The 12796-nt window shown below is 43.7% G+C and carries 9 protein-coding genes; 3 read left to right on the top strand and 6 right to left on the bottom strand.

Annotation, left to right across the window (positions count from 1 at the left end; translation table 11 throughout):
* Nucleotides 1-27: 27 nt before the first annotated feature.
* The 3 genes from AAFP14_RS08715 to AAFP14_RS08705 form a co-directional block, all read right to left on the bottom strand.
* Nucleotides 28-1347 carry an IS4 family transposase gene (locus AAFP14_RS08715; protein ID WP_341731903.1) on the bottom strand — a complete coding sequence of 440 codons (1320 nt, stop codon included), beginning with the start codon at nt 1345-1347 and terminating at the stop codon, nt 28-30.
* 550 nt (nt 1348-1897) lie between these two features.
* Nucleotides 1898-2569, bottom strand: a complete 672-nt coding sequence (locus tag AAFP14_RS08710) for a hypothetical protein (protein WP_341731884.1) — start codon at nt 2567-2569, stop codon at nt 1898-1900.
* Nucleotides 2566-3126: a hypothetical protein gene (locus AAFP14_RS08705; RefSeq protein WP_333470107.1), complete on the bottom strand. Its 561-nt coding sequence runs from the start codon at nt 3124-3126 to the stop codon at nt 2566-2568. The genes AAFP14_RS08710 and AAFP14_RS08705 overlap by 4 nt, the downstream gene beginning before the upstream one ends.
* 595 nt (nt 3127-3721) lie before the next feature.
* Between AAFP14_RS08705 and AAFP14_RS08700 the strand changes: the two genes are divergently transcribed.
* From AAFP14_RS08700 to AAFP14_RS08690, 3 genes are read left to right on the top strand one after another with little or no spacing between them, the layout of a single operon-like run.
* Nucleotides 3722-5578, top strand: coding sequence for a bifunctional 3'-5' exonuclease/DNA polymerase (locus tag AAFP14_RS08700; protein ID WP_341731883.1), 1857 nt, complete (start codon nt 3722-3724; stop codon nt 5576-5578).
* Between the two features lie 10 nt (nt 5579-5588).
* Complete coding sequence (locus tag AAFP14_RS08695; protein ID WP_341731882.1) at nt 5589-5807, top strand: hypothetical protein; 219 nt, start codon at nt 5589-5591, stop codon at nt 5805-5807.
* An 8-nt stretch (nt 5808-5815) separates the two neighbouring features.
* Nucleotides 5816-5977, top strand: coding sequence for an element excision factor XisI family protein (locus tag AAFP14_RS08690; RefSeq protein WP_333470111.1), 162 nt, complete (start codon nt 5816-5818; stop codon nt 5975-5977).
* A gap of 38 nt (nt 5978-6015) precedes the next feature.
* Here AAFP14_RS08690 and AAFP14_RS08685 read toward each other — a convergent pair whose 3' ends face one another.
* The 3 genes from AAFP14_RS08685 to AAFP14_RS08670 all read right to left on the bottom strand — a co-directional run bounded on the left by AAFP14_RS08685 (nt 6016) and on the right by AAFP14_RS08670 (nt 12764).
* Nucleotides 6016-10152, bottom strand: coding sequence for an nSTAND1 domain-containing NTPase (locus AAFP14_RS08685; protein ID WP_341731881.1), 4137 nt, complete (start codon nt 10150-10152; stop codon nt 6016-6018).
* Entirely contained in the window at nt 10149-10667 is a 519-nt protein-coding gene (locus AAFP14_RS08680; RefSeq protein ID WP_341731880.1) for a hypothetical protein, read from the bottom strand. Before AAFP14_RS08680 ends, AAFP14_RS08685 begins: the two co-directional genes overlap by 4 nt.
* A gap of 423 nt (nt 10668-11090) precedes the next feature.
* On the bottom strand, nt 11091-12764 hold the full coding sequence (locus AAFP14_RS08670; protein ID WP_341731879.1) for an ATP-binding protein: 1674 nt from the start codon (nt 12762-12764) through the stop codon (nt 11091-11093).
* Nucleotides 12765-12796: the final 32 nt, after the last annotated feature.

Raw genomic sequence — 12796 nt, 5'->3', positions numbered from 1 at the left:
ATCTTAGACCGGAACATTGGTAACAAGTTAAGCCTGTATGCCAGTTGTCAAGGGGATTTCAGAAGAGGCATCAAAGAAAAATTGGTGATTGCCTCGCTGTCGATCAGGGAAAGGTGAAACAATTAACTTAACATTGGGCTTTCGTTGAGATTTAACAATACCTAAATCTTGGTTTTCGGGCGCGGCGAAATACTCGATCAAGTCAGTTGCCTTACCTTTTTGATGAGCCACATAAAAATGGTAAAGACCCCGGTAAATCATTTCTAATGAAATCGAATCTATTGGTAAAGAGAGTTGGTCAGCAACGGCATCACCTAAATCAACCAAGAGTGCATAAAATATCCAAGTCCCCCAAATTTGAAGCTGGATGCCGTTGAGAGAACCTGTCCACAAATAACTTAATCCCAAAAGCCTTTTTACGGTATTAAAAGCATCTTCAATCCTCCAGCGCCTGCGATATAAATCTGCGACGACGTAGGGAGGTAATACATGAGGATCTAGTACGCTTGTCAAATAAGAATGCCAAATTTTACCGGAACGAACTTCAATCAAACGTAAGGTAATAAATGGAGTTTTTGAAGTTCCTGAGCCTAGCCGTATCCGACTATCTCGGAGTTCGTAACTCTTGGTATATACTTGCTCTACTTTAATTGATGCTCCTTTTTTCAAACGAGTAATTAAGTGGATATCTCGTTCAATTAATTTGAGCCAAAAACTAAAATGATAAAATCCTCTATCCAGTAAAAGTAAGGTTTGAGTTGGGACTAATTGCAGAATATTTTCTTCAAGCTTAACATCAGAAGCTCTGGGATTTTCCAAAAACCAAATCTCGGCAGGAAGCCTGGTCATTAAATCTATGACTGTTGCCATTTTTCCTGCCAACTGCCCTTTGGGTATATCTTCCAGGCTTTTGAGCTTACAAAATAATGCTTCGAGTGTTGAGCTATCCACTATCCAAATTCGGGAAAATTTAGTCAAGGCAAATTGAATGCTTTCTGGTAGAGGTCTTTGGTTTCTCTGATACCAAGCAGTTCTTAAACTTGGTAATAAATTTTTGAAGACTCCTTCAAATAAAGTGGCAGGAAAACTTAAAAATCTTTGAGACATTGCTTGTTGAGTGACTGTTGTGGGTCCGCACCACAAAAAACCTTCTCTTGCTAGCATTCTTGTGAGTTCTGTCACTCCAGCTACGTCTCGCCATAGCAAGGTTAATACTGCTGCTACCATCAACGGTAAGTTGAGAATTCTACCTCGTAAACCCAGTTGACGGTAGTAATTTTCTTGTGAGGTGATGGCTGGTGTTAATAATGCAGATAGTTGCGAGGCGATTGCCTCATCTTCCACCATCGGTCTTGTGGTTTTTTTGGCGTGGTCACGGTTGGTTTTTTGACTTTTAGCCATATTTACTGACCTACACAATCGCTCAATTATTTGTCAATTATATCGTTTGATCATACCAACGCCTGCGACTCTTATCGATCGCCTGCGACTCTTATCGATCGCCCGCGACTAGAGTCAGCGAACAACTTATTAATAATGATAATCACTGCCGGTGGGAGAGTCCGCCGTCGGCGGACTCTCCCACCCTTACCCCTTGTTTGATTATCATTATTATTCAATTATATTTCTACATAAAGGGGTATTGACAAAATCTACTTCCTTCTAACTTGTTACCAATGTGCCCCAAGTGGGTTTCCAACTAATCCAAATCTACAATGATTACCTACAGTTGACCTGGAGAGAGCGATCGTACCCAACATTTTGAGCAAGTTCATTTTTCCAACCGCGATCGCGCTCGCATCGCTGAAAACTTTTTGCGATCGTGCAATGAAACCGCTAACTGCACAAGACATACTCCAGCGTTACTCAGAATACCGGACATATTCTGCATTTTTTATTAATTGTTCATTAAGTCCAAGCAAATCACTTGGTTTGGTGCGAGAACACCTCCGACTTTGATTACTTGCAGCTCTCCGGTTTCGTCGGGATATTGTCCTTTAACTTGAGCAATTGCTGCATCTAAACTAGATGCCTGAGCAATATACACCTTCTCAAGAGCACTTAGTACCCAAATAGGTTTGGGCCACTTATGTCGAGGTTGGAGAATTGAATAGTAAATCACTTGACCAGTGTACTGAACAATTTGCTCGATCGCAATTTCCGAACAAAACTCCCCCAATTCTGACTCAATACATTGTTTGAGTTCTTTCGCAGGAATCTGCTCAACAACTGATTCTAAGAGCATTAATGCCGGTCTTGTCTGCTCTAATTGAGTGTGTTCCTGCACGACTAATGACTCTACGAAATGACTCACCTGGTTGATGATTGAGTCAAAATCTAGCTCCATCAATAAATGACCTAAATACTCCCTTAACAAATTTCTTAGCTTTTCATCAGAGATATTGATACCGCAGGTTTTCAGATAAACTGAAGGTTTATTACCCAAATTCCGACCGCAGCCAACTTCTCCATTAGCTGCATCTTCTGCTTCTATCAGTTCCATCAAGCGCGGATAACTGGTTGTATCATCTATTGTGGATTGGAGCTGGGAGGGAATTGAGTTACTCATCTGTCTGTCCTTAATGTTTCAAAGTAATTAAGATTGTCGGGTTCTTCAGGATCTGGACCGCAGTCTAGCAGCCCCACTTTCAACTTTCTATAAAATACTAGCGCACCAGGCAGTGCGTGGAAGCCTATCCTTCCTTGGTATCCTAGTTCCTCACTACGAGCGATCGCAAAATCTATCAGAGTTCCACCTACTCCTTTATAAGTGGGAGGATTGCTAATAGCTGGTCGATTCCAGGGAGCCGTTGCTAGGGCTCTGACATAGACCAATCTTCGTCTCAATTGAGACTCAATATAGCAGCGTTTTTTTAAAATATCGATAGTCATTAAACCCTGAGTTATGCCATCACACTCAATGGCATATAGTTCATCTCCCGGTAAAAATTGAGTTCGATAGCTTTTGCTAACCCAATTCCAGTATTCATCTTCTTCTCCACTCCCTCGAAGGGTTGGTTCCCAGAGGGTTGTGGCATCTTCTAAATGCTTCTCAGTAACGGATGTCAGGATAGCATTAACTACCTGTCGATCTCGAACTCGAAGAAGCTGGATAGGGCGATTCAATTGCCAAACCTAATTATTGTGACAACTACATTATATGTCATAATCTTTAAATTTAAATTCAAGCAATATTTTCCCACCCACCTCCCTCTAAAAATCTTTTTCAAAATCTAATCGTACAGACGCTAACGCAGCCGTTTGTAAAAAGATTACAGATGGCAAACCAGGCTGCGACCTTTTAGGCGACACTTGGGATAGCCAAAACAACTGTTGCCGACTCTAAAGTTGGCAACTATTTTAAATCAAAACCAGGCAACAACTGGTTTTTTTTAGACCAACCGCCATCCTTTATGTCTCTTACCTTATTCCTAAAGTTCAGGACTTAAATTGATTTACAAAAAATAGACTTATAACTCAATACGCTTGGGTTAGCGCTTTCAGACGAATTTCATTTCACGCATTTATCGGAGCTCCAGACTTGTGAAAGGAAGTCAAATTGTTCTGAGCCCAAGCGTATTGACTTATAACTCGTATATTTCCCAAATAAAACTCATCATCCTCAAGCTACCTAATGTCGAAAACTCCTTAAAAATAGTAATATTTCGTGCATTGTGGACACATTGATATTCTTGTACTATTTTTATCGACGGAACTAATTATGAAACCTAATCCGCTAAACAAGCAGAAAATATCAACCGCTATCCCAACTCTTTTGACCCCCAATAAACTTAAAATAGCTCAGTTGCAACTTACACTTAAAACTCCTTACCAACTGATTGATACTGCTTTCAATCTTGAAACAGCCCTTCAACCATTTCAACAAGCAAAAATAATCGGTATAGACTGCGAAACGACAGGGCTTGACCCCTACCAAGCCAAAATTAGATTGTTACAACTTGCCATTCCCGGCCATCCAGCGATCGTTGTAGATTTATGGGCCATTGAACCGAGTTCCCTCGAACCATTACGCTTGCTCCTAGCCAGTCCTGCACTCAAAGTAGGTCACAACCTCAAATTTGAATGGCAAATGCTCGCTTCTGCCGGACTGGAACCATCCAAACCTTTTTTCGATACCTATCTGGCTTACCGAGTGCTGACGGCTGGACTAAAACGCCATTTGTCCCTAGATGCTGTCACTGAGAATTTGTTGAAAGTAAAGCTAGACAAAACGCAGCAAGTTAGCGATTGGTCGGGAAACTTAACACTCGCTCAACTCCAATATGCTGCTACCGATGCTGCAATCTTACTCCCACTGGCTGCTGCTCTGCAACAAAAATTGAAAGCTTCTAAGCTTTGGAAAACTGCTTTACTAGAGTTTTCCTGTCTGCCTGCGGTGGCTTCTATGGAACTCAACGGAATGCTTTTAGATAGAGAACAGTGGAAAGTTTTGGGAGTCAAGCTCTGTCATCAACGCGACTCTCTTTTAAAACAAATTAATTCACAACTCCATCGACCTAACCCTAATCAACAAATCTCTCTCCTGCCGGAATTTACGGATACAATTAATCCTCGCTCTCCCAAGCAAGTCTTAGCAGCTTTGCAAGAAAAAGGTATTCCTGTTACTTCCACTAGCTCTCAACATTTAATTCCTTTGCAAGGCGAGTATCCCGTTATTCAAGCACTGTTAGAATACCGCAGTTTATCGGCTCGTATCGATACTTTTGCTTTGGTTTTACCTGAACGCATTCACCCGATTACAGGGCGCATTCATCCCAATTGGTTTCAGATTGGTGCTAGATCAGGACGGTTTAGTTGTCGAGAGCCAAATTTAACGAATATCCCCAGAGATAAGCAAACCCGACAGTGTTTTAAAGCTGCACCCGGTTACGTCCTGCTCAAAGCCGATTACAGCCAGATTGAACTGCGGATCATGGCGAAGGTTTCCGGCGATCGCACGATGGTGAAAGCCTACTCTCAAGGGGAAGATTTGCACTCTCTGACCGCTTCTTTGGTGCTGGCAAAACCCTTATCGGAAATTACTCTCGAAGACAGACAGCTCGGCAAAATTATTAACTTCGGTTTAATTTATGGCATGGGAGCACAGAAATTTAAGAATATGGCTCAAGCAGAGCATGGAGTCACTTTAACGCTGCAACAAGCTTCACACTTTCGTAAGAAGTTCTTTGAATCCTATACAGGTATCAAACAATTTCACGGCAAAGTTCGGAGCGCCTGGAGCCGAGGTATTCGAGAGAGTCGGACAGTCTTAGGCAGAAGGAGATTATGGTCAAAAGATACTAAACCGCTGCTTAATGAGATGCTAAATAACCCAATTCAAGGGATGAGTGCTGACATTACTAAACTCGCTCTTGCTCTACTTTTTCTGCCTCTGAGCAGCACTGGTGGTAAACTGATTTGTGTCGTTCACGATGAAATTTTAATAGAGTGTCCTCTTGAAGAAGTGAGGCCAGTTAAAGCCTTGCTTAAAAAATGTATGGTCAGAGCCGGGAATAAATTTCTCTCTCCGATTCCTTGCGAGGTAGAAATTAAGGTGATGGAAAGTTGGGGAGGTTAACGGGGAAAGATTGAGCAGCGGGGAATTTCGGGTGGGGCTGACGGGGGCTAGTTTGGTGGTCGGGTACGGCAAACAGTGGCTTTTACAGGTTCTCAGTTCTCGTCCCAAAACGTTAAAAGCTTTGCAGAGAATCGGGTTCACGGGTTCTCAGATTGAGGTGCGAGTGGGCAGAGAGGAAAAATTGGGAGCTTCTAACGCCCTTACCCTATCGCTCGATGATTTCAACTAGAACCCTTTCTGCACCTCGACATCATAGACGACAAAGTTTGGATTCAGCACGACGGAACCGAAGACGGCATTGCCTATGAGCTAGAAGCCGCAGGTATCTCAAAACACCCTATCGTTCTCGCCTTCAAATCCCTAGAACGTCGCAGACTAACCGAATATGCTGTGTCTTGAGGTAACTGTAGATTACTCTTAGTTTAAGAAGTGATTTGCTAGTGAATTTTTTTTAGGTACTCCAAAATCTTCTCAGTTTTGGCAATCTGCCCTTGCTTTCTATACAAATCAGCAGCCTTTTGCCAATCTGCTTTAGCTGCCTGCTTATCACCCAACTTCAAACGACAACCTCCCCGCTTGTAGTGGAGATCGGCGTAATTGGGTTTGCTGAACAAGAACGTGATCGCCAAAACAAGGTCTGAAGCACGATCTGAAGTGGAATCATGGAACCCTCTGCGTGTAAATCGCTTCAACCGCTTTAGGGTAGCCAGGAGTGCAGAAAATAAAGCTACTGAACAATTCTGAATCAAGCCAATCGCCCGATCGCAATCCTGAACTGCGTTCAGGTAGTCTGCTTTTTGGATGTAAGCAACTGCGCGATTGTAGTAAGCTTCAATATGGTCAGGGTTGAACTCTAGCGCCTGACTTAAAACCTCAATGGCTGTCTGAAAATCTTTCTCTTTGATTTTTGCAAGTCCCAGTTGATTTAGTTTATCTGCCCTTGGTTTCCAGACATACTTATGACAAGTTTCACAGGCTTCTTGTGCCACCTGTATATCTTTCTGGTCTGTAAAAACCTCACTGGGATTATTCAAGGCAGGGTGAAACCGCAGGCGATTGCAACAAACTTGCAACCATTCTTGCCAACTACCTATCCATAATTGAATTAGACCATTTACACCACCAGTAGCTATTACTTGTTGGAAAGACTTTGCGTAGGGATTTAGAATTCTATGAAAGGCAACTGAAGAAACATTAGCCTCTTCTTGAAGCGATTGACTTACCGGTTCACCTTGTCGATTCCACAAGCGAAGTGTTCGATCATTACCAACACTCGCAATTAATTGCCCATCAGGACTGAAAGCCACTGCATTAACAGAATCATTATGTCCTCGGAAAATTCGTCCAATTTGATTACCTTTCAAATCCCAAAGGCGTAGGGTACTATCCTTGCTACCGCTAACAATTAGTTCTCCATCAGGCTCGAACGCAACCGAATATACACTATCCTCATGTCCTCGAAATGCTTCTCCAATTTGATTACCTTCCAAATCCCAAAGCCGTAAAGTTGCATCAGTACTACCACTGACAATTTTTTGTCCATCTGGACTGAAAGCCACTGATACAACAAAGCTTTCGTGTCCTCTAAAAGGTTCTCTAATTTGTTGTCCCTTCAAATTCCAGAGTCGCAGAGTCCGATCGTGGCTACCGCTGACAATTCGTTCTCCATCAGGACTGAAAGCTACCGCTTCGACTGGTCCTTCATGTCCGTAGAAAGGCTCACCAATAAGCTTGCCCTCTTTGTCCCACAATCTTAGAGTTTTATCCGAACTACCACTAACGATATATTCATTGCTAACAGCAACAGACTTAACAAACTCTTCATGTCCGAAAGGGTTTCCAATGGGCTTGCCTAGAATATTCCATATTCTCACAGTGCAATCATCGCTGCCACTGACAAACCGTTGTCCGTCAGGGCTAAAAGCTATGCCTCTAACCCCCAATCTATGTCCCTTAATAGGAGGCACAAGAAGGCTTCTTTGAAGACTCCAAAGCTGAATAGTTTTGTCAGAACCACAACTGATAATCCATTGTCCATCAGAACTAAAAGCTACGGCTCTAACATCACCCTGATGACCTTTAAAGGGATAGCCAACTGGATTACCCCTCAGATCCCGCAATATTAAGGTATTGCCACCACCAGAAACAATCCATTTTCCATCAGGGCTAAAAGCCACTGAGTAAACAGCAAATGTGTGTAAAGGTTCACCTATTGGATTTCCATCTATGCTCCATAGCCGTATATTTAGGTCATCGCTACCACTGACAATTTGTTGTCCATCTGGGCTGAAAGCAATTTCATGAATGTGAAATATACCGTCTTGCTGAAACGGTTGACCTATCGGCTCACCCTTCAAATTCCACAAGCGAATTGTATTATCTGCACTACTACTTGCAATTTGCTCTCCATTCGGACTAAATCTAATTGAAGTAATCCTATCTGAGTGAGCTAAGATAGGTTCAGCGATCGATTCACCAGAGAATCTCCAAAGTCGAATTACTCCACTAGCATCACCACTAGCGATAATTTGTCCATCTGGGCTAAGTGCTACAGAATTTACATAAGCTTCGTGTCCTTCAAAGGAGTACTCAAACGCCTCACCTCGTAGATTCCAAAGACGCACAGTGCAATCATTGCCTCCACTGAGGATGGTTTGTCCATCTGGAGCTATAGCAATCGATTTCACGCCGCCTTCGTGAGCTTGAACAGCTAGTACATCAAGCTGGCTAGCTAATCTGCAAATGTAAATTTCTCCTCCCTCATCACCACTGACAATGACATTGTTATCTTGGCTAATGGCTACTGTTCCGACGATGGAATGGTTGTGTCTGTAGAGAGTTCTTGAAACATATGCTTCTTCCATTGCTTTATTCAGACTTACCTGAACTGGAGCAAGAAGGTTACCTGGCAGTTTTTCTAAATTTGTACCAACTGATTGGATAGCTAGTATCAAACTATTTAGAGGTTGAGTCTCTATTGAGTTCATTACTATAGCGGACTGCTCTCGCAGTCTTGCTTCAGTTAGTGCTTTGTCAAGCTTTTTAATCCGATCTTCTTTCTCAAGAAGAAGGCGATCGCGCCACTCAACACTGGCGTCAATAAATTGATGTTCCCCAGGACTGAGAGGGATAGACCTCAATTCAAAAATACCTTCATCTCTCAGTTCTAATATTCGCTCTAACCTGGAACCTGCAAGCAGTTCCTCATTGGCTCTGTCTTTATCTTTTTGCAGCAAGTCTTTCCATCGTGCCATATCCTCAGCCAATCGGGACTTAATAGCAAGGACATCTTTTGCTTCTTCAATCCACTGTTTCAACGTATCCCAAGATGACAGCAAGGCTTCATGAGCAATCTCGATGGTGGATTGCTTGCTTTGGTCTTTATCGTCGCTAACCAAAAGATTTTCGTTGACTAGCTTATTGACAGTACTGATTGCTAGAGAGTCAGTGAACTGAGACCGATAAGCCCTCTTACTAACGGCTCTCCCAAACGTATCAGCGTCTCCAAAACCAGTAACATTGACTAGATTCAAAAAGATGTTTTTTGCGGCTGCCTGCTCATCAGCACTCAAATTGTTAAAGACTTGCTCTACTCTCTTCTGGAGTGATCCTCTCACCCCGCCCAGGTTCCGATAAGTTGACTTATTGAGCGTCCGATCGCTAACATCATCGTTGCGCCATAGCAGTTCCAAGGTATATTGCAGCAAGGGTAAAAACCCTGCCTGTCCTTGCACATCCTTGATAATCTCCCCAACTAATCCTTCCTCAAATACGACGCCATGCTGGGCAGCAGGTTGCTCGATTGCCAGCCACAACTCATCCCGATGCATATCGGCGATCAGACGCATATTGCCGTGCGCAATCCGACCCAGATCTGCATAGGGACTGAAACGGTCTAGAAAGTCAGCCCGCATTGTCATTACGATTTTGACCGAGCTGCTCTGAGACTCATGCAAAGTCTGGTACAGTCGAGTCAGACTCTCAATGAAGCGATCGCGCTTCCCTGGCTCACTAATCGTGAAGAGTTCCTCAAACTGGTCGATGTAGATGAACCAATACTCCTCTTCCCGCTTCAGTGTTGTCACAACTTTGCTTAAGGTACTGACCTCACTTGCTAAAGCCAGTCCAGCCTCCGTCTGGCTGCGACCTTTTGCGAGCAGGGCAGAAAACAAAGAGATGAATGGGTCTCGATCGGGCTTGAAGATTAACTCTGTAAACTTCGTGCCAAGACTTTTTCTTAGCCTAGTAATCAATCCAGCCTGAATCACGGATGATTTTCCGCTTCCTGATGCTCCCAGCAGTAGAATCAGATTACTCTGAGTTACATCCTGCATCAGGCTGAGAATTAACTGATCTCGACCAAAAAAATGTTCCGAGTCTCCCGGCTCAAACTTCTTCAACCCCTTGTAAGGGGAAGTCTGATTCAGCGTGCGAGTCTTAATCTCATCCACTGACACATATTGAATAACCTGTGTCGGAGAGAAATTAAAAGTATTAACCCCATCCCCAAATGTAACGTTGCTGACAGCGTTACTCATGTTCTGGTAGGAGTTGCCAATAGCTTCCTGGTTCATACCACTGGAATTCCCCAAGCATTAGCAATCAGTTTTGCCACTGCTATCGTTGGTCCAGCCAAAGTCTGTACCCCTTCCAAGCCTTGTTTGAGGGTAGCGATTGTCTGAGCGACTAACCCTTTGTCGGGTTCCGGCTTATTCAATTCCCCTTTGAGCTGATCGAGTTGAGCCTCTGCGCCTGCTTTCCTGAGAGGATCGATCTCGCTGTTGCTAATTGCCTGCTGCAACTTCTCTAAGGCACTCAGAATCTCCTGCTTGTGAGTCAATGTTTGGTTAAAAGTCGTGGAAGCAGTGTAGTTTCCACCCTGATTCTGACCGGGTTGGAAGTTAAAGGCATTATTACCATCCCCAAACGTGGTGCCACTCACAGCGTTCGTCATCTGTTGACCCCCTGAAGCAGTAGAGGGAGATGGTGCATCTAAAACAGTGTGCAGTTGAGCTTTCAATTGGCTCTTTTCTTCTGGCGCGAGATCTCGAATGATGCCCAGAACTTCATCTACGCTGTACTTTGGCATTTTTTACTCAGTAAATTTGAGAAATTACGGTTCTAGCACATCTATTGCATCTTTTGTCTGAGAATTCAGGGAAAATTTGCATTTACCTGGGTTTGCGAAGCTTACTCTTTTCACCTCACACTGTTACCCGCTCGCTAAATTTGGGCATTCTAAGAGAGAGCAAGCTTGAATGCGAGATGATTGAGATCTGTGTCCCGACCGATTAAGACGGGTACTCAAAAAAAGGGGGTCAATTGGAAGCGGGCAAGGAAGAGTCATCAAGGAAAACAAGACCCCAAAGTCCGAAGCCAAAAACAGGCAGATTTAGAGATGTTGGAATTATCGGCAGCTAGCAGAGAAATCGACTTAAAGTATTTAGACGAAATCAACAGTAAAAGTTTTTTCGATGCGAATAAAACCCTACTATTGCTGTCGATCGCACACTCAAGTTTTATCGCAAGCAGGCGGACGATACTCGAATAATTCTTGCTCTCGGGCCGCAAATAAAGACCGATCGCCCCCAGAAGCAGGCCGAGCAAAGGACGCTTTGTTCCGAATCCCCTGGATATCTTCAGAAGAACGCTCAGACGACAGCACAAACTGAGTTCTCTGATAACGCAAATGGGTCAATTCAATCGAACCCGGTCGTCCTTCACAATAGGCTCGTTCAGCACAGCGTTTAACTGCGATCGCAATTTCCGCACTCGTTGCTCCGGCATAATCAGATAGTAGCGAATACCACTGCCTGTCGCTCCAAAGGTTCTCTTTTCCTTCCCCAAACTGCTCTGGGAAATACTTAGCTAAGTGCAAATTGAAAATCTCATAGCGAGCGCCGCTGTGTGGCAAATCCACAAACCAGATTCCGCCGTCGTCAAATCTGCGGATAAGTTCAGCCGGCAGCATTTCTAAGCGGTTAACAGTAGCTAACATTAACACGGGGCTCTCATGTTCCTGCATCCAGGTGAGCAATTTCTGCGACAGTCGCCTAGCTACACCGCCATCAGCATTTGATTCCCAGCCAGAAAAACCCTTGTCAAAATCGTCAAAGAACAGCACGCAGCCGCCCAAATTATCGGCTGTATCCAGCATTTTGTTGAGAGCGCGATCTGGATTAGAGGAACCTAGAATATTGCCCCAACTTGCTGCTAAAAGCGCATAACCTAGCTTCTTAGCAGCTAGCTTTGCACTCAAACTTTTGCCCGTCCCCGGCGGCCCCCACAGCAGCATTCCTTTGGGAGGTCTGAGGTGATATTTCTTGGCATCAGCTTCTGACAGCTTTACGACTTCGCTCAAATAAGCGTCTAATAAATCTAAACCGCCAGCATGAGGCACGTCGGGAGAAGCAATGAACTCCAACCCCTGGTCTCGAAGTTGCGATATCTTATGCTCTAATACCAACTCAGCGATATGGACAACTGAAGTAGTCACAGAGAGCGATCGATCTAACACTAATTCAATTTCAGCAGTTGGTAGCCCTAGACTAGAAACAGCCAGCCGCTTTTTAGCAGCTACCGCATCTGAACCCCAATCAAGGGAACAATTGCGATCGCAAAACTTATCTACAAGAACTTCGACTTCAAAGCGATCGGGTAACGGACATTTGAGTAGAGGAATTAATGGACTTAGCTTTGATGGCAGTTGGATGTACTCACCCAGCAGTACCCAATATTGGTTGGCCCAACGCCCTTTCAGCTCAAAGAATGCGTTAGCCAATTGAGAATAACGGCGGACAAGAGGCTGTTCGGTACTGTCTGACTCCAAAATGTCCTCTAATAAAAAGATACCGGGGCAGTCATTTTCCAGCAGAAATTGCAGGACATCACTCTCGACAGATAGCTCAGTTTTACATAAGACGCATTCACTATTATACATCTCGGAAATATCTGAAACGCTTGCCATATCTGAATGACAACCTAAATTCGGGAGATGTTTATCCAAACACCGCACCTGTTGAAGAGTTGCATAGCCAGGATTCCAATAATAAACAGGTAAACAACACTCACTGGCGTAGTGATGAAATGATGACAATATTTTTTGGCGATCTGCACTGTAATATTCGAGGGCAAATATGGGAGTTTGAGTGGCTCTTAAATTAGACCATGTAGTGAAATATTTCATTAATTTATACAACTAAAGAGAGGATGTTTAAC

Source organism: Microcoleus sp. EPA2, assembly GCA_020882975.1.
GTDB lineage: Bacteria > Cyanobacteriota > Cyanobacteriia > Cyanobacteriales > Microcoleaceae > Microcoleus.
Note: the sequence above shows the minus strand (reverse complement) of the source record. Positions and strands in the feature narration are given on the sequence as shown.

Bases quoted from the DNA above. Each gene is read 5' to 3' on its own strand.
- AAFP14_RS08715 (WP_341731903.1), bottom strand. From the start codon at position 1,347: ATGGTGGAAGATGAGGCAATCGCCTCGCAACTATCTGCATTATTAACA.
- AAFP14_RS08710 (WP_341731884.1), bottom strand. From the start codon at position 2,569: ATGAGTAACTCAATTCCCTCCCAGCTCCAATCCACAATAGATGATACA.
- AAFP14_RS08700 (WP_341731883.1), top strand. From the start codon at position 3,722: ATGAAACCTAATCCGCTAAACAAGCAGAAAATATCAACCGCTATCCCA.
- AAFP14_RS08685 (WP_341731881.1), bottom strand. From the start codon at position 10,152: ATGAACCAGGAAGCTATTGGCAACTCCTACCAGAACATGAGTAACGCT.
- AAFP14_RS08680 (WP_341731880.1), bottom strand. From the start codon at position 10,667: ATGCCAAAGTACAGCGTAGATGAAGTTCTGGGCATCATTCGAGATCTC.
- AAFP14_RS08670 (WP_341731879.1), bottom strand. From the start codon at position 12,764: ATGAAATATTTCACTACATGGTCTAATTTAAGAGCCACTCAAACTCCC.